Below are 21791 nucleotides of genomic sequence, written 5' to 3'. Positions count from 1 at the left end.
ATGATTTTCGCTGTCTTGGGAGGAGAATTATGGCTCTTGTATTCAGGAAACAGAAAGAGGCTTCAAAGCTTTCCCATTTAAGTATCTTTGGCACAACACAAATCCATCTGCGGAATCCATATATTATAGCCATGTGGTCTGTGATGTTCCCAGGCTACGGGCATCTCCTGTTAAATAAATATTTAAGAGGGTTTTCATTGGTTATATGGGAATTGTTCATAAACCAATCGATCCATTTAAATTCGGCCATGGTTTACTCTTTTATTGGTGAAATTGAAAAAGCAAAGGAAGTATTGGATGTCAGGTATATGCACCTGTATATCCCTGTTTATATATTCGCAATCTGGGATAGTTACCGGACAACCGTGGATATGAATAAAATATATTTGCTTAATGAAAAGGACGCTTCTGCTGTGGAACGTTTAGTGATAAAGCCTTTTGAAATAAATTATCTTGATAAGAGAAATCCTTTATCCGCCATCATGTGGTCAGTGACTATCCCAAGCCTTGGCCAATTGTACATTCACCGAATATTTGCAGCTTTATTTACTTTGGTCATGACTGTCATACTTGTTCACTTTTCTCACTTTATCGAAGCCTTTCATTACCTCTTGGTGGGTGAACTTAAAAAATCCACTCAGGTATTGAATGCTCAGTGGTTAATGTATTTGCCCTCTTTCTACTTTTTTACGATTTATGATTCCTATATGAATGTGGTTGAAAATAATAAATTATATGATTCAGAGCAGAAAAGGCTATTAAGAAAGTTCTATCAATCCAAATCATTTATAGTAAAGAAAGGCATTAAGGTGAAGTAAATGCAGGTATTTGCAACATTTGATCATTCATCCTATCTGGAACTGGCAATTAAAAAGCTGGAGCAGCATGGAATAAAGGACATATACTCAGTTCCATTGGATAACCGGGCGGAGGATCCCGCGTTGTTTGACACCATTCACCAATCGGATGGAACATCTCTCATAAATAAAGGGATGATTCTGGCAGTAATGTTCTCGGTTGTTGGAGCCAGCAGAGGATTTATATTGGAATGGGGTCCAATTTATTGGGGCCTAATTGGAGCTGTTGCTGGTTTTCTGCTTGGATTTGCGATTGATTTCACTCTTTTAAAGCTAAGGTCCAGAAATAAGCGCCTGTTAAAAGGAGTAAAGTCAGAGGTTATTCTTATTATTGACTGCCAGGAGGAAGAAGGAAAAAAGGTTGAGGCAATCCTCTGGGAGCATCTTGCAAACGGAGTCGCCAGAGTAAATTAAATATCCTTTTTGGAGGACGAGTGATGAATTAATTTCCTAATGCACCAGCATTAATGGTATTAGATATGCAAAAAGGCTTTGATGATCCGTATTGGGGGAAGCGAAATAATCCCCGGGCTGAAAAATGATTTAAGGAGCTGGCAGCTGTTCTGAAGGCGCAGGCCCATAATGTGTAGGGGGAATTTTAATGACGGTAAACGAGACGATCCTTCGTGTAACTATCTCGTTTCTAGTACTTTTCTTATTAGCCAGACTGATGGGACGCAAGGAAATTGGACAAATGACCTTTTTCAACTGGGCTTCAGCCATTGGAATCGGGTCTATCGCCGGTAACCTTGCTGTGAATGAGAGTACCCTCATCAAAGATGGAGTTATATCACTGATTGTTTGGACACTTTTTACCATACTGATGGACATGCTTGACCTCAAGTCGAAACAGGGAAGGACAGTCACAACTGGTGAACCATTAATAGTCATAAAAGCTGGCAGGATAATGGAAAGGGCACTCAAAATATCGAGGGTGGATCTGGATGAGCTGCAGGCATTATTAAGGCAAAAGGACATATTTTCGCTTAACGATGTCGATTACGCAATCCTGGAAACAAACGGAGATCTGTCCGTTTTGAAAAAGGAAAGTCAACAGCCTGTTACGAAAAATGATTTAAATATTATGAGTCCAAAAAAAGATCTCATTCCTTTACCAACAGAAGTCATTGCAGATGGAAAGGTCAATTCAAAAAATCTTTCTAAATTAAAATTAGACAACAACTGGCTTGACAGGGAACTGCAAAAAGCGAAGATCCACTCAGCCGAAGATGTATTTTTTGCTCAAGTCCAGCAGGATGGCACTCTTTATATCGATAGAAAAAACAAATAGAGAACAGAAGCTGCTTCTGTCCTCCTTATTTATTCTTGAAAGTTCCCAGCAGACGATGAAAGGGGCATTTAGAGATCGTGGTGTCATCATCCCGCAGAAAATATTGTTTCCATTCGAAGTTATCATCGGCTCCATAACTGTTCAAATCAGGGTGTATCGCTATGCTGTCATATTTTTGAAGCCGTTTGCGGACCTGACTTTTAATTCGTGATGCTAAAGGTACTTTTTTCATAAACTCTTGCAAAACCCACCTCGGTGTGATGGCGAGCATCGTCGTATCAAAATGCCGGCTCTGCCGATTTTTATGCGCAGGGGTGGCACAATAGACAAAATACTTTTCTCCGTTAAAGCAAAACTCCCAAAGTGGATCATGCGGGTCCTTTGGGATTTCGTTTGGCCACTCAGCATTATCCATCTCAGATAACTCTGTGAGCTGCTCCCAAAAAAGCTGCTCATATTCCTCCACACTCAAATCATCCCTTGTTTTGTAAAAAATGATCAGCGAAGTGTAGCTTCCGAACTCTCTTGAATGTAGAGAGAATTCCCTCAGCATGACTGCGGTTTGCTGAATGGCGGCCGGATCCATTGGGTCGTCAGCAAACCCATAACGGAGCTGATTTTTGGCAAACCCTATAGTTGCTGGTATGCAGGGGAAAGGCCTTTCTTTATCGGTCATCTTTGTCTGGAATCTATCAAAAACAATCTGCTGCCAATCTTCTAAACTATGCATGCCGGAGGAGTTCGCAGTATATAGACTGTTGATCTTAGTCACCCCCTTCAGACTCCTACACTATATTCAAAATGGGATAAGGCAGGTGAGTGTCCATGGTGAAAATGGGCTGACAGAGGAGGTGGCGTTGTGGGTTTTGCAGGGGATGGCGACTAGAAATAGGAGAGTGGGCTGGGAAATGGTACCCATGGTGGGGACAAGGCGACGAAAAGGGGTGGAGAGGTGGGAGAGTGGCAGTCATGGACACAGCGATAAAGACGAAAAATCCAGGGATCAGGAAAAATGGTAGTTAATCAGAGTGAATAACGACGAAAAAGCGGAATGGTCAAGGGAACTGGTAGTTAATCAGAGCGAATAACGACGAAAAAGCGGATGGTCAACGAAACTGGTAGTTAATCAGAGCGAATAACGACGAAAAACGGAATGCTCAAGGAAACTGGTAGTTAATCAGAGCGAATAACGACGAAAAAGCGGAATGCTCAAGGAAACTGGTAGTTAATCAGAGCGAATAACGACGAAAAAGCGGAATGCTCAGCGAAACTGGTAGATAATCAGAGCGAATAACGACGAAAAAGCGGTATTCTCAAGGAAACTGGTAGTTAACCAGAGCGAATAACGACGAAAAAGCGGAATTCTCAAGGAAACTGGTAGTTAATCAGAGTGAATAACGACGAAAAACGGAATGGTCAGCGAAAGTGGAAGTTAATCAGAGTGAATAACGACGAAAAACGGAATTCTCAAGGAAACTGGTAGTTAATCAGAGCGAATAACGACGAAAAAGCGGAATTCTCAACGAAACTGGTAGTTAATCAGAGCGAATAACGACGAAAAACGGAATGGTCAACGAAACTGGCAGGTAATCACCATTCTTCCTCAATTAACTTAAATAATTTTAAATTCAGAGGTTTATTCCAAAACTCGCACGGGTATTGAGATATGTTTAGGATGAAGCGGCCCCATTCTTAATGGATTAAATCTAAGTACTAAAGGGGGAGAACATGAGTAAACAGATGTGTCTTTTAGGGGAAAAGATTTTAAGAGAGAAAGATATGATAGCCAAAAACCTGCATAAGGATCGAATGAGCGGTGTCGAGATGACGGAAATGGAGAGAATGCAGGCTGACAAAATGGAAGCGCAGATTATTCAGATTCGTGCTGAGTTTATTGGATTGTTCGGTGAAGCATTGCTGAACCATGATAATAAAGATAAAACGATGGAAAAGATAGAAAAATGGTGCAAGGAAACAGGGGGAAATTTATTTAAGCTTGGAATCCCTTTGGATGAAGCTTTAAAAGATGCGGGTTATTATCGGAAACATATCTGGAAATCTTTAGAGGAAGCTATGATGGAGCTTGAGATGCCGGCAGCAGAGGTTTTTAAGGTTATCTATTTTATAGATCCCCTGCTGGATCATTCCATCCATTGCTTCAGCATGTCTTATGTCAAATACCATCAGGTAACACTCGAAAATGCAAAGCAGGCTTTTCTTGAGTTATCCGTCCCTGTCGTTCCTCTTTCAAAAGGAGTTGGCATCCTGCCGCTAATTGGAAACATTGATACAGAGAGAGCGCAGCTTCTGATGGAAGAAACATTAAAACAGTCTGCGAACCTGAAGCTGTCGCATTTAATTTTAGACATTTCAGGCGTGATGATTGTTGATACGATGGTGGCAGATCAGCTGTTTAAAGTAATTGAGGCACTCTCGCTGATTGGAGTTAAAACGATTATTACCGGTATCCGTCCGGAAGTGGCCCAGACGATAGTCACGCTCGGCATTAAGCTGAATGGCATTCAGGTTAAAGCCAATGTGTATCAGGCTTTTGAAGAACTGCATGGGTGAGCATAGAAAAATAGCAGAGTAATTCAAAATGAATTTACTCTGCTATTTTTTGGTTTCATAAATTGGGTTTTCGTGCCCAATAATTGATATAAAGGTTTGAAAGAGTAATCTCAACAGTCTCTTCATTTTCGGAATCAACATCTGAAGCGTATAAATAGAAACTGAATTCATCCCCATCCTTGTATCCTTAAAGGGCCTGAGCACGCAGGAAATAGTTCAAATGTTATACCCTGATAAGCTGCACCTGCAGTATATCTGTATCTCCTTTATTTTGTCTGGCGTGTTCAATTCCGGAAACCAGTGTGGCCCCGCTGAAATTATAGCTGCCAATGGAGCTGAAAATCACTTGATAATTTGAATATGTGTCGATAAATACCTCTGAAACATAAATCTTATTGTTTTCTTCCTCATAAATAACTTTTCCCTCAGTTTTTTCAAAATTTATTTATACAACAGGATGAGCTTGAGCAAAAATATCCCCAGCATCTTCCGATATATCCTTTATTTCATGTTTCCAGATTCCGAAGAAGCCGGCTATCCAGAGGAAAAAGATTAAACCAAGTAAAGCAATGAGGTTAATGATAAAAAGAGGAGACTTAAAACTCATTCCATCCCCCTACCCCTTATACTAAAAGGTTAACATAATTTTCCTTTTGAGCGGGCGTAAAATCCGGTTTTTCCGCATATTAACCGTGTTTATTTTCCTCACTGTGAATAGAATGAATCAAACAGCACTTCACTGCCTATTGAGGGGGGATGACATCATGTTTTCGGTATCGGGTATGCAGGGATTTGAAATGTTTTCGGTTATGCACCTTGTTACACTGTTTCTTTTCTTTTTTACCGCCTGGTGGCTTGTGTATTACAGGCAGGCACTTAGGGCCTATCAGAAAATCATAAAATGGTCGCTGTTTGGTGCTTTGCTGGCTTGTGAAGTGACGCATCATATATGGCTGGTTCTTACAAATCAGTGGGATGTGGCAGATCTGCCGCTCCAGCTTTGCTCTTTGAGCACTTTCATTGCTCTTTACCTGTTTTTGAAGCCTGATAAAAAGGCTTTTTGGCTGCTTTATTTTATTGGTGCAATACCTCCAATTTTAAGCATGGTGACACCTGATATGGTTTACCAATTTCCTCATTACCGCTACATCAAATACTTTCTTCATCATTCAGCCATTCCGCTTGCCGTATTATATTTTATTTTGTTTGAAGGGTACAGGGTGCCAAAAAAAGCAGTGCTGAAAGGCTTTTTAACACTCAATGTCATTGCGGTTCCAGTCTTCTTTTTGAATATGATGCTTAGTACAAATTTCTTTTATTTGGCCAGCCCGACAGAAACTAAAACCCTGCTGTCGTTTTTCGGGAACGGTGTCTGGTACTATGCAGCACTTGAAGCTGCTGCGCTGATAGTCTTTGTTATTACCTATTTACCGATGCATTACTTGCAGTCAGCGGAACAAAAAAGGGTCCGCGGAAAATGAAAGCCTTATTCCTGCCGGGATTAAGGCTTTTCTCTTTGAAACATATATAATGTAGGTATAGATTATCTAAGCAGGAGGATTTATGCTGATTAAAGACGAGTTATATGGAGAATACAAGCTTGAACAAGTGCTGGAAGAATTAATCAACAGCAGGCCGGTGGAAAGGTTAAAGGGTGTACACCAGGGCGGAGCGGGCTATCTTGTCAATGAAAAATGGAATGTCACGAGGTACGAACATTCATTAGGCGTGATGCTGTTAATAAGGAAACTGGGCGGTTCTGTGGAAGAGCAGATTGCCGGTTTGCTTCATGATGTTTCTCATACTGCCTTTTCCCATGTGGTTGATGGGGTTTTGGAAAATGAAGCAGAAGATTATCATGAACATATTTATGAGCGTGTTGTCCTTGAATCTGAGATCCCGGCTATATTGAAAAGGCATCATCTTGATTATGAAAGTATTCTTTTTGAGGATTCACAATGGACATTATTAGAACAGCCCGCACCCGAACTTTGTGCGGACCGGCTGGACTACACGTTGAGGGACATGTACCGATACGGTTATATTTCTTTAAATGAGGCACACGGCTTTCTGAAGAATCTGATCGTTGTTGACGGCCAAATTTATATTTCTGACCTGCAGGCAGCTGAGTGGTTCGTAAAAACTTACTATAAAGAAGTCATTGATTTCTTCATGGAACCCTTAAATATTTATGCAAATGATTCTCTTGCAAAGGTCCTGAAAAGATCTCTGGAAAAAGAAATTCTTCATTTGGGTGATCTCCTTGCGAAAGATGAAGAGGTATTAGTTAAAATAAGGGAATCAGGGGATCAGGAAGTGAAGCGTCTGCTTGAGAAAATTGATCATAAGGTCACCGCAGAAGAAAACAGGTTAGACTACGATATTCATTTCAAAGGGAAAATCAGATTGATAGACCCTTCCGTTTTGATTAACAGCAAGCTCATCAGGTCATCCAGCCTGTCAGATGATGTTAAAAACAGTGGACAAAATGCATATGAAAAAGCCATGGAAGGTGTGTACATAAAAATTCAATAATGAAGGAAGCCTTATCACTGCATCCGGGCAGGAATAAGGCTTTTCCTATTTTTATCGTTTATTCTGTTCCTTTTCTTTTTCATACTGCCGCTGCGGAGTCATTTTGGAAATGGCATCTTCAACAACTTCCTGTGCTTTCTGCGCTTCCCGATCCTGCTTTTGAGCTTCTTCCTGAATACGGTTAACATCCTGTGGAGTTTTTTCACTCATATCATTTGCCTCCCTTTTCTCCTGTATGTTACTAATGTTTCCGTTTTAGAAGGAAATAAACAATCCGGATAGAGATGAAACCAACGTAAAATGATAGCGAAGGGGCTGATAAATGGCAGATTTCAATTGATGTTTATCTTATTTATTCCTGTATTCGGGGTGCAGATCTGGAGTTATTTCGATCCGGAAGAAAGCCTGCTGTGGGGAAAGTGGTAGATGTATAAGGAAGAGCCAGAGAAATCGGAAGGGGCCATTCGCTATACAAAAATGATGTGTATGATCGTTCTAACTGTTATCTTTGCATTTGGCCTCTTTTAAGAGAACTCTCAGTCACTCCGTCTAACAGTGGCCTGAGAGTTCTGTTTCATTTTATGTATAGACTTTTACCCATTTTAGCCCATTGAACTTGATTTCCTCCTCCGGCCAATTCTGCGGCAAATCCGCATCAGTAATGACAAAATCAATAGCCGAAAAAGGGCTGATATGGAAAAATGCCCTTTGATTCAGTTTTGAGGAATCGGCTGCCACATAAACCTGTTTAGATCTTTTTATCATGATAGCAGAGGCAGCAGCTTCATCAATATTATAATCGCATATCCCTTCGCGGTTCATTCCTCCACAGGAGATAAAGGCCTTGTCAAAATAAAAGTGTTCCAGCATCTGATTAGTTAGTGAACCTGAGGTTGAGCGCTGCAGAGGATTCACGGTCCCGCCAATCAGAATGACCCTGCCATTGAACAGTTTATTTTCCATTCTTGTATTTAATATTTCTGCGGCAGCCAGTGAATTGGTTACGATCGTTACGTTCTCAACATTTTCAATCGAACCGGCAATATGAAGAGTTGTGGAGCCGACATCCAAAACAATTGTTTCTCCATCGGAAATAAAGCTTGCTGCAGCTTCACCAATTTTCTTTTTGATGGGAAGGCTTACAACAATCCTTTTATTTAATTGCTGCTCCTTCTCTAAGCCAAAATAGCATATGGCTCCTCCATGAATTCTTCGCAATTTGTTTCCCTTCTCAAGCCGTCTCAAGTCACTCCGGATTGTTTCTGGCGTTACACTTAATTTTCTGGAGAGATCCGCTACACTCACTTTATTTTTTAATTCTAATTCCCTGATAATCCTCCTGTGCCTTTCCGCAACGAACCCTTTTTTCATTATTGGTCCCCCCGTTTTCATCTTATGGATCATTATAGGGCTGAAGTTTTAAAAATTGAGGTCAAAAATATTAATTTATATAAAAGTTTAAAAACAGAAATGAAAACAAAAGAATACAAAGAGAGGAAAGTCCCGAATTTCATTCTTCCTTCCTATTAATCTCAGATGAGAATTGAAAATCATATTTTTGTTTATCTTTTTGCCTTTGTTTTCTTTACTAAACAATCTATTGATATTAATACTTCTTTAATAGATTTACTCTAGGATTTTAACCGTAGGGGAATTTTTTATCAATTCATGGAGGTAAGGATGATGAAAGAAAATGAAAGCAAAGGAATGGACAGAAGGGCATTTATTAAAGCGGGAGGAGCAGGGACACTGGCTTTAACTATGGCAGCTGCAGGCTTGCCTGGAGACTTATTCGAAAGCAGGGTTCAAGCGGAAGAGATAAGTGAAAAGCTGGAAGGGCCAAGGCTTTCCTTCAATTCGAATGGGAAATTTAAAGTTGTCCAATTTAATGATACTCAGGATGATGAAAGGATCGACAGACGGACCATACAGCTGATGGAAAAGGTGCTTGATTCAGAGAAGCCTGATTTTGTCGTTTTAAATGGTGACAATATAACAGGCGGCTGTGATACAGAATTAGAAATGAAGCAAGCCATGAATAATGTCGTCCAGCCAATGGAAAAAAGGGGAATCCGCTGGGCGGCTACGTTTGGAAATCATGATGAGGACTCAACTCCAAAGAGCGGCATGGATGAGAGCGGTATGCTCAAGTTCTATATGAAATACAAGCATAATATGAACACACCTGGACAAAAAGGCCTTACAGGAACAGGAAATATGAATCTATTAATCAAAAAATCCAGAGGGAATAAGGCAGCATTTAATCTCTGGCTTTTAGACAGCGGCAGATATGCCCCTCAAACGATCGCCGGCCAGGATTTCAAGGGCTATCCAACATGGGATTGGCTGCGATTTAATCAGGTTAATTGGTATTATGAAAGATCCAAAGCAATAGAAAAGCGTTATGGCTATAAAGTGCCTTCTCTTGTATTCATTCATATTCCTCTATGGGAGCACCGTTTTATGTGGTGGGGCAGTGTGGACGGCAGAACACAGGCCGGGCATGATTTGGCTGTGGCCAGGCATCAAATCAATGGAGAGCGGAATGAAGATGAGTGCCCCGGCCCGATCAACAGCGGCTTGTTTACAGCCATGCTGGATAGAGGGGATGTGAAAGGCGTATTCTGCGGCCATGATCATATTAATACATATTGCGGCAACTATTATGGAATTCTGCTCGGATATGCCGGAAATACCGGCTTTGGCACTTACGGTCTTTCAGGGCCCGACAGAAACAGACTTCGGGGAGCGAGAGTGTTTAATTTAGATGAAAATCATGAAGGTGTTTTAGCAGATACCCATATGGTTTTTGCCAAAGACTTCGGTATTGATTTAACAGCCAACGACCAGAGCATTGATCCGCTGCCGCTGGAGATAGAATAGGCTAAAACAGGCCAACGAAGTTAATAAGGGACGGTGTTAAGAGGAGTATGGAAAAATTGGAGAAGGAGTTTATTAATCATGAATGATAATCGGACTGGACAAAGAGATGGAAATATATTTAAAAAAGAAATGGATCGCCGTGCTTTTTTGCAGAAGACTACCTTAGCTGCCAGTGCAACAATTGGATTATCTCTTGCTAACTCTCTTAATTTAATTACAGCAAGTGCTGCCTCTTCTGCTTCGATTATGAATTCTGCTGGCAAACCGGATTTAGTTTTCCCGGTTATTAGTGACATTCATATCCATAACAGCAGCAATAAAACACTTGAAAAGTTTATAACAACTTTAGAACAGCTAAATAAGGCTGTTCCGGAGCAGGATGCTTTTTTGGTTGTGGGAGATTTAACAGATTATGGATATGAAGCCGAATTCGATAAGTTTATGTCAGCTTATAATGCCCACAAACAGCCGGGTGCCGTCTCCATGTTTGCCATAGGGAATCATGACTATTGGAATGGCTTATCAGCAGCAGATGCACAGAAGCGATTCCTAACAAAAACAGGCATGGAATCTATCTGCTATCACAAGGTAATCAAAGGCTACCATTTTATTATTCTGGGAACAGAAGATGGATTAACAGAGGGCACATTCTCCGTTGAACAAATTAATTGGCTGGGTGAGCAGCTGAAGATTGCTCATGAAGATGATTGGAAAAAGCCAATTTTTGTCTTTCACCATCAGCCGATTAAAGGGACGGTCTATGGAAGCGAATGGGGCTTTACTCAAAATAGAGACCTTTTTTACAACACTTTAAAGGAATATCCGCAAGTCATCTCATTTTCCGGTCATACGCACTATCCTCTTGATGACCCGAGAATCATTCACCAGAAGGATTTTACTTCAATTGGAACCTCAACTGGCGCTTATTTGTGGCTGGATGCCGGCAGAATTCAAGGGGAAGTGCCTGAGGGTGCAGATGTCCTGAATCAGGCATTAATTGTAGAGGTACATAATAATAAGGTGCTGATCAGGCGACGCGATATTCATCATAATGATTGGACAGGTGAGCCATTTGAAATAAACTATCCGGCAAATAAGCGGAAATTTTCATACACAGAAGACAGAGATAAGCAGGCACCTTTTTTTACAAAAGATGCGATGCTTTCCATTAATCATGAAATGACATCAGCCACTGGCATGGCCATTATGTTTACCCAGGCCAAGGATGACCTGCTGGTTCATGACTACAAGGTAGTGGCAAGACATGCAAATTCAGAGAAAGTTGTGAAGGAATTTCTTGCTTTCTCGGAATTCTATAAAGATCCTGTGCCAAACCCCTTGACGTTAACAATTGAAGGATTAGAGGCCAATACAGCCTATCAAATTGAGGTGCATGCACTGGATGCTTATGGGAATGTATGTAAGAGGCCTTTAAAAGCTTTAGGGAAGACGAAAACATTGGCTGCCGCAGAAACCGTTTAATTAAGACGGTTAGTAACAATACTCAGCAGGAGGGATGAACATGCTGCAAAATATAGGTATACCTGGACTAATATTAGTATTAGTTATCGCACTTATCATTTTCGGTCCATCGAAGCTGCCGGAAATTGGCCGAGCATTCGGCTCGACATTGAGGGAATTTAAAAGCTCAACAAAAGAATTGCTGTCAGAGAACCAGGAAGACAGCAGCAAAACGAAATCATAAAGCAGAAATGGGCCGACTTTTTTGGAGTTGGCCCTTTTTCGTGAAGATTTTTATGAAAAAAGCTGTCTTCCAAATGGGAATATCGGCCACTTTCGGTAGATTATCGGTCAGAAATTGAATATATCGGTCACTTTTCCAATATATCGGTCAGTTGCTTTAATGCGGGGCTTTTACTAAGGCAGAAACCACTAAACTGAAAATCATAATAGGAATTACAAACTCTTAACAGAAATTTACATCCCGTTAACCTATCTGGCTTGGCACCAAGTTATTCTAGTAAAAAAGGCTGCAAATGGGAGGAATGGAGATGAAAGCAGAGCTGCATTGCCATACGAATATTTCTGATTGCCCGCTATCAATTGATGAGGTTTTGAATCTGGCCATTGCCAATGAGGTTTCACATTTGGCCATTACGAACCATGACACCACAAAAGGGCTGAGGGAAGCAATTGAGCGAGGTAAGAGGTATGGAGTGGAGGTGATCCCTGGTATTGAAATTTCTGCTTTTGATTTTGACAGGGCACGCCGGGTCCACATTCTGGGCTATTTTATCGAACCTGGGCATAAGTCAATTGAAACGCTGTGCCAGCCGATCATTGAGCGGAGGCATAAGCTTTCGTTCGAAATGGTTCAAAGGCTGATATCAGCAGGCTACAGCATTACATGGGACCGCTGTCTGGAGCTTTCTGCGGGTGGAACGGGAGTTTATAAGCAGCACATCATGGAAGCTCTTATTGAAACTGGATATGCAGATTCTATATATGGTTCCCAATACAAAAAATTATTTGGCCGCGGTCAAAATGGAGAATCGAAAGGAGTGGCTTTTATCCCGATGGAATATGTGGATGCGAGGCTTGCTGTTGAGGCAATTCTTGAAGCAGGCGGTGTGCCGGTACTTGCCCACCCTGGCCAATATGGAAATTTTGAAAAAGTGCCTGAGCTGGTTGAAGCCGGCCTGCAGGGGATAGAAGTCTGGCACCCCCTTCATAATAAACAGCATGAAGAAATGGCAAGGAAACTGGCCATACAATATGGATTAACCATGACTGGAGGCTCCGACTTTCATGGTGCTTATGGTGAGAAAGAGGTTGTGCTGGGCTGCATGTCTCCGGGGGTGGAGAGAGTGCATGAATTAGCTGCAAGACGGCAGAGACTGAAAAGCCAGCGATTATAGTCAGCACATTTAAAAAGGGGTGGGATTTGCACATGTCAATGATTTATAAACCAAAAAAGGATGAAAAGCTCTCTGTTTCACCTGCTGTACATCATTCCAGCTTCATCATTGACAGCTATGCGGGAGAATGGACGTCAATCGGAGAAAGAAACAAAATTATCGAATCAAAATTTGGCGACTACACTTATACAATGGATGATGTGACAGTCAACTATGCTGAAATCGGCAAGTTCTGTTCCATTGCTTCTCATGCATGCATTAATCCCGTTCAGCATCCGATGGACCGGGTGACGCAGCACCATATGACCTATCGGAAAGTCGATTATGGTTTTGACAATCAGGACGATCATGAATTTTTTGATTGGCGCCGAACCAATCGGGTCAAAATTGGCCATGATGTATGGATTGGACACGGTGCCATCATCATGAAGGGCGTTGAAATCGGCACGGGATCGGTCATCGGGTCCGGGGCAGTCGTTACAAAGGATGTTGACCCCTATACGATTGCAGCCGGCGTGCCCGCTAAGCCGTTGAAAAGAAGGTTCACTGAAAAAACAGCTGCAAAGCTGCTTGAGATTGCCTGGTGGGATTGGCCACGAGAAAAGCTGGAAGCCCATTTTGATGAATTAAACGATACGGAAGCTTTCATCAGGAAATTTGGGAGCTAAAATATAGCCTTACAAGACCCAGTCACTAAAAGGATTGGGTCATTTTCATTTTTTATAAAAACATTACATTCATGTAACTCTCCATATAAACTCTTTCTTTAGACTTAAATTGTTTCCGGATTCCGAAAGGGGCTGACTGTATGAGTGAAAAAATGCTGCTGGTAGACGAGCTGATTACCCAAATAAAGGAAGGGGTGTATAAACCAAATGAAAAACTTCCTTCTGAGAATGAGCTTGCAGATCAATATGGGATACCAAGGATGGTTGTACGGAAAGCATATGAACAATTACAGGATCTGGGGTTCATTTTTTCAAAGCAGGGAAGGGGCAGCTATGTCCAAAATAGGAAACAGCAGATTCCGCTGATTTTGACAGGAGATATCAGCTTTAGTGAAAAGATGAATGAGCATGGGTATGACTTCAGGTCGGAGAATGTTTGCTTTGAAAAGATCCCCTATGAATCTGATATCTATCATTCGTTAAAGGTCAATAAGCAGGATGAAGTCTATAAAATTTCCAGATTAAGAATCGTGGACGGCTGCCCGATTGCCTTGCATACATCTTATGCAGCCAAATCAGTTTTTCCGCAAATTGATAGGGATGGACCAGGAATTACCTCTATTTTTTATTATTACAAAACGCATGGCTATAAAGAATTCACTTCGGGCCAAAGTCAGCTGAGTGTGGTTTTCCCGAATGAATCTGAACGGAAAATCCTGCAATGCTCGAGTTTGATTCCGCTTCTGCTTCTGGAGTCCCTCTGTAAGGACAAGGAGACGGGAACAGTACTGGAAGCCTCAAGAATCAAATATAGGAGCGATTGCTTTACTTACTTAATTTAATTTGGCTTTGGAGATAGATCAGGTTAATAAAACTCTTACATAATTTACACTTCTTTAACATCCGCCAGCTTGGCAACAAGATAGATTTAAGATGCAGAACAAAAACAGATGGAGGCCAAAAGGTGAAAAGAAAACAGCGAACAGAAATTTTGATTGAAGGTTCACATGAATTGGCAAAATCTTTAGCGAAAGAAATTGAGCAAAAATATTCAGTTTCTGTTATACAGGAACCGGAAAATGGGCTTGTGATGTTAAAGGTACGGGAGACTTCCAGGAAAAGCCTGTTTTATTTAGGGGAAGTGCTGGTGACAGAATGCAAGGCAAAGGTGGAAGGAAAGATCGGCATAGGAATTGTGAAAGGCGATCACCCAGATCTGGCTTATCATCTTGCCGTGATTGACGCGGCATTTCTCGGGGATCTTCCCGAAACCAAACCATGGACCGGGATATTCGAAATTGAAAAGTATTATATAGAACAGAAAAGAAAAGCAAAGAATGAAGCCATTTTAAGAACAAAAGTCAGCTTTGAGACGATGGATGTTTAATAGAAGGAGGAACAGGCTTTGAAATTGGATGTTGTTCATGACCTGCAATCTGTATATAGAAAATTAGTCGATTCCACTTCAAGGCCAGGACTGATATCAGACCTGGGCAAGGAGGCAGCAATACTGGACGGAGAAAATGCTGCTGGCTGCTCCAGCTCAATTTTACTGCTGGCACTCACGCTGCTTGATCCTGAGGTTACGTTTAAGGTGTATGGCAGTAAGGCTGAAGCAGTTGAAAAAGAAATCAATCAATTAACATTCGCAAAAGCGGTACAAGCGGGTCAGGCAGATTATTTATTTCTCCTGAAGGATGCCGGGGCTGGGTCTCTGGAACATGCCATTGAAATAGCAAATCCGGGGACGTTCATAAACCCGCACAAATCCGCAGTGATTATAGCAGAAACAGGAGCGATCACGGTCGGTAATGACCTGCTTTTGAAAGGACCTGGCATTCAAACAAGCACCGGAATCAGTATAGATCTAACAGGAAATTGGATTGAAAGACGTAGTGAAAAAAATAAAGAGTATCCAACAGGGGTCGACCTGATATTCGTGGACCGATATCATCAGCTTTTATCACTGCCAAGAACGACTCAAATAACTGAAAGCAGGGAGGTGGAGAAAGAATGGGTTATGTAGCGGTAAAAGGCGGGACACAAGCCATTGAAGAATCGATAAAACGCTTGAAATATGAAAGGATTCATAAGGAACAAGTGCTGGAAACCGGACAGATTGAAGCAGGGATGAGAGGGTTAATCGATCAAGTGATGTCAGAAAGCAGCTTATATAATGAAAAGCTTGCAGCATTAGCGATCAAGCAGGCTGAAGGAAATCCGGAAGAAGCAGTATTCCTGCTTCGCGCATACCGCTCGACGATGCCGAGAAAGTACTGCTCGAAAACCATTGAAACCGGGGAAATGAAGGTTGAACGCCGGATTTCAGCAAGCTTCAAAGATATTCCCGGCGGCCAGATTTTAGGGGCGACAACGGATTATACCCACCGGCTCCTCGATTTCAATCTGATGAAGGAAACGGAAAAGACGGTAAAAGAATGGCTGTCATCTTATGCTTCAGAAAATAACCCATTTGGTGAATTGCAGCAGGAGCCCGATCTTATATTACCGAAGGTGCTGGATTATTTGAGGAAAGAAGGCTTAATTCCTTCACTTGAAAACAATGATGCTGAGCCGGATGATGTGACGAGGGAAAGCCTTGACTTTCCCTCAAGCCGCAGCCAGCGCCTGCAAATTCTGACAAGAGGAGAGACAGGAGCTGTTACTTCACTGGCTTATGCGGTTATCAGAGGCTATGGCGCTCTGCATCCGACTGTTGGGGAGCTAAGAGTTGGAAGCCTGCCAATATACGTGGGCCATCCGAATGACGAGGGCAGTGATGAAGATGACTATTACATTGGTGATATCAAAACAACAGAAGCGGAAATGCTGATGCCGTTCATGGCTGAAAAGGAAAAAGGCAAAAAGGAATTGGAGTTTGAAATCGGATACGGATTATGTTTCGGACAGAATGAGACGAAAGCGATCGCTATGGGCATTCTGGATAATTGTCTGGAGCATCCTGATAATAGCTTCCCAAGCCATAATGAGGAATTTGTCCTCTTTCATATTGATTCTGTAGAGTCAACCGGCTTTATATCGCACTTGAAAATGCCGCATTATGTAACGTTCCAGTCGAAGCTTGACAGTGTGAGAAAGACAAAAACTAAAGCAGACGAACGGGAAGAGGTGCAAGCATATGAATAACGCCTATAACTTTGCTTTCTTTGACGAAGGTTCGAAGCGGGAAATTAGAAGAGCTACATTAAAAGCGATTGCCATCCCGGGTTATCAGGTTCCATTTGCGTCAAGGGAAATGCCGATTGGAAGGGGCTGGGGGACAGGCGGCCTGCAGCTGACACTCTCATTGATCGGGAGAGAGGATGTATTGAAGGTAATTGATCAGGGTTCAGATGAATCTGTCAATGCGGTCAGTATTAAAAAGCTTGTATCAGATACAACAGGTGTTCAGATAACGGAATATACTTCTCAGGCGACCATTATTCAATCACGGCACAGAATCCCTGAGGTACCGCTGAAAAAGGAACAAATCCTTGTGCTGCAGGTACCGCTTCCTGAACCGCTCCGTTATTTTGAACCGAGTGAGCATGTGACGAAAAAGCTGCATGCAGAAAAAGAATACAGCGGTGCCTGGCTCATGCTCTTTGAACAGATCATGAAATACGGAAGCATGACAACAGGTGCAGATCATCCGGTCATGGTTCACGGCCGCTATGTAATGGCACCAAGCCCGATCCCTCGCTTTGATAATCCGAAAATGGATGAAAATGAAGCACTCATTTTATTGGGAGCAGGTCGCGAAAAGAAGATATATGCAGTTCCGCCATTTACGAGAATCGTTTCCCTTGATTTTGAAGATTATCCGTTTGAAGGGGAAAGTTTTGATGGGAAATGCTGCAGGTTGTGCGGCTCTGAGGGAGTATTCCTTGACGAACTGATCGATGAGGCAACAGGAGAGACATATTACCAATGCAATGATACAAGCTATTGCTATGAAATATTAAACGAAGTCGAAAAGGCAGGAGTGAATTAAATGACTGAATTTGAGGTTCCGGTCTTATCTATAAAAAACTTAAACAAGCAATTCGGTCCTGGCTGCGATCATTGCAGAAACCCGGAGCCTTTGACCCTGATCAAAAATTACTGCAGTGTGTGCGGAACGGTCTATGCGTGCAGAGATGTATCATTTGATGTCTACCCTGGAGAGGTGCTTGGAATTGTAGGGGAAAGCGGAAGCGGCAAGTCCACCTTAATGCAATGCCTGTACTTTGACCAGGAAACAACTTCAGGGGAAGCGTATATTTCTTCCTACCAGAATGGGCTGAATAATCTTTTTGAGGAGTCTTCCCAGCAAAAACGGTATATCCGCAACCACTTAATGGGGAAAGTCTATCAAAACCCTCTTTTGGGATTAAGAATCGACTTTTCTTCGATTGGAAATATTGCCGAAAAATTGATTGCAGCCGGCAGCAGGAATGTAGGAATGATGGAAGACAGGGGATCAGAGCTGCTCAGTAAGGTGAATATTCCCGTCCATCGCCGGAAAGAAGCACCAAAGAATTTTTCCGGAGGAATGCAGCAGCGTGTGCAAATTGCCAAGGCACTTTCTAATCAGCCTCCGATTCTGCTTTTGGATGAGGTTACGACCGGACTGGATCTATCTGTACAGGCAAGTGTTCTGGATTTAATTAAAAGCCTGCAGAGGGAGATGAATATTAGCATAGTGCTGGTTTCGCATGATTTGGGCGTTATCCGGATGCTTGCGGACAGAACATTGGTCATGCTGGAGGGACAGGTCATTGAACAGGGGCTGACAGATCAAATACTCGAAGATCCTCAAGCTCCATTTACTCAAAGCTTGGTTCATTCGCTTCTTTAAGGCTTAATCGGAATATATTTCATTTCAAATTAGGGGGAAGCACATTGTACGTCATTACGAACGGAAAACTTATTACAGAGGATACTATTCTGCAAGGCTATGACCTTCTGATTGAGAATGATAGGATCAGCAGAATTGCTCCAAAGGGAGAAATGAAATTTGAAGATTCCATGGAAGTGATAGATGCAGCGGGCGGCTATGTCACACCTGGATTTATCGATATCCACTCCGACTATATTGAGCATATGGCGGCACCGAGGCCAACCTCATTAATGAACTTTCATTTAAGTCTAAGGGAAGCAGAGAAGGAGCTCATATCCCATGGAATCACAACGATGTTCCACTCCCTTTCCCTATTTAAAGAAACAGAATATGCATACAAGCCGATCCGGGAACCGGAAAATGTCAGAAAGCTCATCGACCTGATTGATGAGACACACAGTACGAAGCATCTTGTCCGACATCGCTTCCATGCACGAATGGAAATTGATAATGTGGATGAAATCGAAAACCTCAAAAGCTATATAAGCGAAGATAAGGTGCACCTGATTTCGTTTATGGACCATACACCCGGACAAGGGCAATATCGCCATCTGGAAATTTACCGGAACACGGTTAAAAGCTATAACAGCATGAGCGATGCCGCTATAGACGTTTTAATCCGAAATCACCAAACGAAGGAAAAGCTTTCTGTCGAAGATATGAAGGAGATTGCAGAGCACGCACGGGCACATAATATAGCAGTTGCTTCACATGATGATGACAGTTTCGAAAAGCTGGAGCTGGTCAAAAGCTTTGGCACGACCATCAGTGAATTCCCGATTACCCAGGAGGTGGCGTACAAGGCGAAGGAGCTTGGCATGTATACAGTGGCCGGAGCCCCAAATGTGCTGCTCGGAGGCTCCCACAGTGGAAATCTGGGTGCTGCCGACGCGATTCAAAATGATTCAATTGATATCTTGTGCAGTGATTACTATCCGGCTGCCATGCTCCATGCCATTTTTGAACTGGTAAGGAAGTATGGGATGGATCTGGCAGACATGATCAGGCTTGTCACCATTAATCCTGCAAAAGCCGTGAATATGGATGAGGAAATCGGTTCGATCGAGGAAGGAAAAAAAGCAGACCTTTTGATCATTGAAAAATTGGCAGACGATTTTCCGGTAATCACGGGCGTATTCGTTGATGGGAAGCTGATCCAAAAAACGAATTACAGAATTTAATACTACTTTGAGAGAAAGCAGGTGGATTGGTGGAAAATCTATTGGAAATCAGGGAACTGTCCAAATCATTTACCCTTCATAATCTGGGGAAAAATATCCATGCAGTGAGCGGCATTGATATCAGATTAGGGGAAGGAGACTTTGTTGGAATTACTGGAAAAAGCGGAAGCGGAAAATCAACAATCCTGAAATGTATTTTTGGAACATACAGACTTCAACATGGAAGCATTTGGTACAATTCCAAAAAGTTCGGTCCTCTCAATATTGCAGAGGCAACAAATAGACAAATGATTTATTTGCGCAAGCATGAAATAGGCTATGTATCTCAATTTCTGAATGTTATGCCAAGAACCACTGCCAGGCAGCTTGTAATGCAGGCCCTTATTGAAATGGGACGGGACCAGGTTCATGCTGAGAAAGAGACAGAGCAGATCCTTTCGCATTTCGAGCTGGACCCAGAGCTATGGGACAGCTATCCTGCCACCTTTTCTGGCGGGGAAAAACTCAGACTCAACATTGCGCGGGCGATGGTCAAGAAGCCAAGACTGCTTCTTCTGGATGAACCGACCGCAAGCCTGGACTATGAATCTAAAATGAAGGTGAAAGTCTTAATAGAGCAACTAATGCAAGAAGGCACGACGATGCTGGGAATCTTTCATGATCTTGAATTTATGAACAACTTATGTGACAGGGAATACAACATGCAGAATGGTGTATTTACATTATCTCATTAATTCTTTACCAGTGCTTAACGATTTCTCATAATGCCTTATCAGTAGATTAATATTCTTTCGCTATAGTTAGGTCAATGGTATTATAAAAATTTTTCCAAATAAGAGGGGGAAAAAATTATGAAGAAAATGGCGCTATTTCTGCTTTCTATGGCTATGACAGTTGTATTTGCAGGCTGTTCGTTCACTGCAAACTCAGAGAAGGATGATACATTGACGATCGCTTGGCTTCCAAACGAATCAGGCGCTGATTTAGGTGAGGCACGTGACGAAATTGGGAAATTAATAGAAGAGAAAACAGGAAAGAAAGTGGAGCATCAAACAACGACTGACTATATTGTGGCAATTGAAGCGATTGCGAACGGCAATGCAGATATGGCGTTTCTTGGTGCACAAGGATACATAGAAGCCCATAAAAAGAATGAAAAGGTTCTTCCGCTGGTTGTTCCAAGCGGCGAGTCCGGCACTTTGGAGGACGCTGTGTATTACAGCTGGCTGGCTGTTCAGCAGGAAAATGCAGATGAATACAAAAACGGCGGGGAATTTGCCATAGACAATATTCAAGGAAAGAAATTCTCCTTTGTTTCAAACAGTTCCACATCAGGATTCAAGGTTCCATCTACAGGCATTACTGATTATTTCAGCGAAAAAGAAGAGTTTAAGAGTTTGACAGCTGAGGATTTACTTGAGGGCGGAGAGGACAAGTTCTTCAATGAAGTATTATTTGGCGGCTCCCACCAGGGTTCTGCTGTCAATCTATTAACCGGCAAAGCGGATGTAGCGGCATTCTGTGATACATGTGTGAACAATTATGTGGAGCTTGCAGAAGGTGATGCTAACAAGCCAGGCGCAGTTTATAAAGTGAAAGATGATGCTGCTGAACCATTGAACACGGTTGCCGGAAAAGAATTCTCCTTAATCTCAGTAACTCCTGTTTTAAATGCACCATTTGTAATTAATTCCGGTACATTGAGCGAAGAAGACCAAAAACAGCTGCTTGAAATCATGACATCAGATGAAGTGGCAAATAACGAAAAAATCTTTGTTCCGGAGGACTCCGAATTTTCCGGATTATTCAGCAAGAAATCTGGAAATGAGCGTCTGGTTGAAGTAGAGGATGAGTGGTTCAATCCGATCCGCGAGCTTGCAAAATAAAGTTAAGCATTCATCAGTGGGGGCTTCCATTCCCCGCTGATGACTTTTACTTAATTGTCTTTGGGGATAGATTAATTTATTTGCATAGAATAGAGAATTTTTTAGGTATATTTCTGATTTATTTTCGGATAAAATTATTAATTTGCTTACAGTCAAGA

General features: G+C 42.0%; 24 protein-coding genes. 20 read left to right on the top strand and 4 right to left on the bottom strand.

The window, feature by feature from the left end; genetic code table 11:
* Positions 1-29: 29 nt before the first annotated feature.
* From A361_RS16775 to A361_RS16765, 3 genes are all read left to right on the top strand, one after another.
* Positions 30-818 (top strand): hypothetical protein, encoded by a 789-nt coding sequence (locus A361_RS16775; RefSeq protein WP_019382343.1) that lies wholly within the window; start codon positions 30-32, stop codon positions 816-818.
* The gene (locus A361_RS16770; protein ID WP_019382342.1) at positions 819-1271 is read left to right on the top strand and encodes a hypothetical protein; all 453 of its coding nucleotides are present in this window, start codon (positions 819-821) and stop codon (positions 1269-1271) included.
* Between the two features lie 187 nt (positions 1272-1458).
* Positions 1459-2148, top strand: a complete 690-nt coding sequence (locus A361_RS16765; RefSeq protein WP_009333767.1) for a YetF domain-containing protein — start codon at positions 1459-1461, stop codon at positions 2146-2148.
* Between the two features lie 25 nt (positions 2149-2173).
* On the opposite strand, the gene A361_RS16760 is transcribed toward A361_RS16765, so the two are convergent.
* A complete protein-coding gene (locus A361_RS16760; protein WP_420480836.1) occupies positions 2174-2911 on the bottom strand; it encodes a YqcI/YcgG family protein in 738 nt (245 codons plus the stop codon).
* 965 nt (positions 2912-3876) lie between these two features.
* On the opposite strand from A361_RS16760, the gene A361_RS16750 reads away from it, so the two are divergent.
* Positions 3877-4719, top strand: a complete 843-nt coding sequence (locus A361_RS16750) for an STAS domain-containing protein (protein ID WP_009333770.1) — start codon at positions 3877-3879, stop codon at positions 4717-4719.
* A 445-nt stretch (positions 4720-5164) separates the two neighbouring features.
* Here A361_RS16750 and A361_RS29990 read toward each other — a convergent pair whose 3' ends face one another.
* Positions 5165-5326, bottom strand: a complete 162-nt coding sequence (locus tag A361_RS29990; protein WP_019382338.1) for a hypothetical protein — start codon at positions 5324-5326, stop codon at positions 5165-5167.
* A gap of 157 nt (positions 5327-5483) precedes the next feature.
* On the opposite strand from A361_RS29990, the gene A361_RS16745 reads away from it, so the two are divergent.
* Together A361_RS16745 and A361_RS16740 are read left to right on the top strand one after the other, a co-directional pair.
* The gene (locus A361_RS16745) at positions 5484-6200 is read left to right on the top strand and encodes a TIGR02206 family membrane protein (protein WP_019382337.1); all 717 of its coding nucleotides are present in this window, start codon (positions 5484-5486) and stop codon (positions 6198-6200) included.
* 82 nt (positions 6201-6282) lie between these two features.
* On the top strand, positions 6283-7254 hold the full coding sequence (locus tag A361_RS16740; protein ID WP_019382336.1) for an HD domain-containing protein: 972 nt from the start codon (positions 6283-6285) through the stop codon (positions 7252-7254).
* 51 nt (positions 7255-7305) lie between these two features.
* Here A361_RS16740 and A361_RS30265 read toward each other — a convergent pair whose 3' ends face one another.
* Complete coding sequence (locus A361_RS30265; protein ID WP_009333774.1) at positions 7306-7464, bottom strand: hypothetical protein; 159 nt, start codon at positions 7462-7464, stop codon at positions 7306-7308.
* A 369-nt stretch (positions 7465-7833) separates the two neighbouring features.
* Positions 7834-8625 carry a DeoR/GlpR family DNA-binding transcription regulator gene (locus tag A361_RS16730; protein WP_019382333.1) on the bottom strand — a complete coding sequence of 264 codons (792 nt, stop codon included), beginning with the start codon at positions 8623-8625 and terminating at the stop codon, positions 7834-7836.
* Positions 8626-8934: 309 nt separating this feature from the next.
* Between A361_RS16730 and A361_RS16725 the strand changes: the two genes are divergently transcribed.
* The 14 genes from A361_RS16725 to phnD all read left to right on the top strand — a co-directional run bounded on the left by A361_RS16725 (position 8935) and on the right by phnD (position 21633).
* Positions 8935-10137 (top strand): metallophosphoesterase family protein, encoded by a 1203-nt coding sequence (locus tag A361_RS16725; protein WP_026041745.1) that lies wholly within the window; start codon positions 8935-8937, stop codon positions 10135-10137.
* A 78-nt stretch (positions 10138-10215) separates the two neighbouring features.
* Positions 10216-11619: a metallophosphoesterase gene (locus A361_RS16720; RefSeq protein ID WP_019382331.1), complete on the top strand. Its 1404-nt coding sequence runs from the start codon at positions 10216-10218 to the stop codon at positions 11617-11619.
* 40 nt (positions 11620-11659) lie between these two features.
* Positions 11660-11842 (top strand): twin-arginine translocase TatA/TatE family subunit, encoded by a 183-nt coding sequence (locus tag A361_RS16715; RefSeq protein WP_009333778.1) that lies wholly within the window; start codon positions 11660-11662, stop codon positions 11840-11842.
* A 307-nt stretch (positions 11843-12149) separates the two neighbouring features.
* Positions 12150-13016: a PHP domain-containing protein gene (locus A361_RS16710; protein WP_019382330.1), complete on the top strand. Its 867-nt coding sequence runs from the start codon at positions 12150-12152 to the stop codon at positions 13014-13016.
* Between the two features lie 32 nt (positions 13017-13048).
* Positions 13049-13684, top strand: coding sequence for a DapH/DapD/GlmU-related protein (locus tag A361_RS16705; RefSeq protein ID WP_019382329.1), 636 nt, complete (start codon positions 13049-13051; stop codon positions 13682-13684).
* Between the two features lie 140 nt (positions 13685-13824).
* The gene (locus A361_RS16700) at positions 13825-14526 is read left to right on the top strand and encodes a GntR family transcriptional regulator (protein ID WP_019382328.1); all 702 of its coding nucleotides are present in this window, start codon (positions 13825-13827) and stop codon (positions 14524-14526) included.
* A gap of 122 nt (positions 14527-14648) precedes the next feature.
* Positions 14649-15071 carry a phosphonate C-P lyase system protein PhnG gene (gene phnG / locus A361_RS16695; RefSeq protein ID WP_009333782.1) on the top strand — a complete coding sequence of 141 codons (423 nt, stop codon included), beginning with the start codon at positions 14649-14651 and terminating at the stop codon, positions 15069-15071.
* An 18-nt stretch (positions 15072-15089) separates the two neighbouring features.
* Positions 15090-15710, top strand: a complete 621-nt coding sequence (gene phnH, locus A361_RS16690) for a phosphonate C-P lyase system protein PhnH (RefSeq protein WP_019382327.1) — start codon at positions 15090-15092, stop codon at positions 15708-15710.
* Entirely contained in the window at positions 15698-16831 is a 1134-nt protein-coding gene (locus A361_RS16685) for a carbon-phosphorus lyase complex subunit PhnI (RefSeq protein ID WP_019382326.1), read from the top strand. The genes phnH and A361_RS16685 overlap by 13 nt, the downstream gene beginning before the upstream one ends.
* Positions 16824-17678, top strand: a complete 855-nt coding sequence (locus A361_RS16680; protein WP_019382325.1) for an alpha-D-ribose 1-methylphosphonate 5-phosphate C-P-lyase PhnJ — start codon at positions 16824-16826, stop codon at positions 17676-17678. Before A361_RS16685 ends, A361_RS16680 begins: the two co-directional genes overlap by 8 nt.
* Positions 17679-18524 carry an ATP-binding cassette domain-containing protein gene (locus tag A361_RS16675; RefSeq protein ID WP_019382324.1) on the top strand — a complete coding sequence of 282 codons (846 nt, stop codon included), beginning with the start codon at positions 17679-17681 and terminating at the stop codon, positions 18522-18524.
* 44 nt (positions 18525-18568) lie between these two features.
* On the top strand, positions 18569-19747 hold the full coding sequence (gene phnM, locus A361_RS16670) for a phosphonate metabolism protein PhnM (protein WP_019382323.1): 1179 nt from the start codon (positions 18569-18571) through the stop codon (positions 19745-19747).
* Between the two features lie 29 nt (positions 19748-19776).
* A complete protein-coding gene (locus tag A361_RS16665; RefSeq protein WP_019382322.1) occupies positions 19777-20481 on the top strand; it encodes a phosphonate C-P lyase system protein PhnL in 705 nt (234 codons plus the stop codon).
* Positions 20482-20598: 117 nt separating this feature from the next.
* Complete coding sequence (gene phnD, locus A361_RS16660; RefSeq protein WP_019382321.1) at positions 20599-21633, top strand: phosphate/phosphite/phosphonate ABC transporter substrate-binding protein; 1035 nt, start codon at positions 20599-20601, stop codon at positions 21631-21633.
* Positions 21634-21791: the final 158 nt, after the last annotated feature.

Source organism: Cytobacillus oceanisediminis 2691 (assembly GCF_000294775.2).
Taxonomy (GTDB): Bacteria; Bacillota; Bacilli; order Bacillales; family Cytobacillaceae; genus Cytobacillus; species Cytobacillus pseudoceanisediminis.
The sequence above is the reverse complement of the archived record's forward strand: the minus strand, read 5'-3'. Positions and strand labels throughout refer to the sequence as shown.

Excerpts from the sequence above, each read along its gene's own strand:
- A361_RS16775 (WP_019382343.1), top strand. The coding sequence starts at position 30 with ATGGCTCTTGTATTCAGGAAACAGAAAGAGGCTTCAAAGCTTTCCCAT.
- A361_RS16770 (WP_019382342.1), top strand. The coding sequence starts at position 819 with ATGCAGGTATTTGCAACATTTGATCATTCATCCTATCTGGAACTGGCA.
- A361_RS16765 (WP_009333767.1), top strand. The coding sequence starts at position 1,459 with ATGACGGTAAACGAGACGATCCTTCGTGTAACTATCTCGTTTCTAGTA.
- A361_RS16750 (WP_009333770.1), top strand. The coding sequence starts at position 3,877 with ATGAGTAAACAGATGTGTCTTTTAGGGGAAAAGATTTTAAGAGAGAAA.
- A361_RS29990 (WP_019382338.1), bottom strand. The coding sequence starts at position 5,326 with ATGAGTTTTAAGTCTCCTCTTTTTATCATTAACCTCATTGCTTTACTT.
- A361_RS16745 (WP_019382337.1), top strand. The coding sequence starts at position 5,484 with ATGTTTTCGGTATCGGGTATGCAGGGATTTGAAATGTTTTCGGTTATG.
- A361_RS16740 (WP_019382336.1), top strand. The coding sequence starts at position 6,283 with ATGCTGATTAAAGACGAGTTATATGGAGAATACAAGCTTGAACAAGTG.
- A361_RS30265 (WP_009333774.1), bottom strand. The coding sequence starts at position 7,464 with ATGAGTGAAAAAACTCCACAGGATGTTAACCGTATTCAGGAAGAAGCT.
- A361_RS16730 (WP_019382333.1), bottom strand. The coding sequence starts at position 8,625 with ATGAAAAAAGGGTTCGTTGCGGAAAGGCACAGGAGGATTATCAGGGAA.
- A361_RS16725 (WP_026041745.1), top strand. The coding sequence starts at position 8,935 with ATGATGAAAGAAAATGAAAGCAAAGGAATGGACAGAAGGGCATTTATT.
- A361_RS16720 (WP_019382331.1), top strand. The coding sequence starts at position 10,216 with ATGAATGATAATCGGACTGGACAAAGAGATGGAAATATATTTAAAAAA.
- A361_RS16715 (WP_009333778.1), top strand. The coding sequence starts at position 11,660 with ATGCTGCAAAATATAGGTATACCTGGACTAATATTAGTATTAGTTATC.
- A361_RS16710 (WP_019382330.1), top strand. The coding sequence starts at position 12,150 with ATGAAAGCAGAGCTGCATTGCCATACGAATATTTCTGATTGCCCGCTA.
- A361_RS16705 (WP_019382329.1), top strand. The coding sequence starts at position 13,049 with ATGTCAATGATTTATAAACCAAAAAAGGATGAAAAGCTCTCTGTTTCA.
- A361_RS16700 (WP_019382328.1), top strand. The coding sequence starts at position 13,825 with ATGAGTGAAAAAATGCTGCTGGTAGACGAGCTGATTACCCAAATAAAG.
- A361_RS16685 (WP_019382326.1), top strand. The coding sequence starts at position 15,698 with ATGGGTTATGTAGCGGTAAAAGGCGGGACACAAGCCATTGAAGAATCG.
- A361_RS16680 (WP_019382325.1), top strand. The coding sequence starts at position 16,824 with ATGAATAACGCCTATAACTTTGCTTTCTTTGACGAAGGTTCGAAGCGG.
- A361_RS16675 (WP_019382324.1), top strand. The coding sequence starts at position 17,679 with ATGACTGAATTTGAGGTTCCGGTCTTATCTATAAAAAACTTAAACAAG.
- phnD (WP_019382321.1), top strand. The coding sequence starts at position 20,599 with ATGAAGAAAATGGCGCTATTTCTGCTTTCTATGGCTATGACAGTTGTA.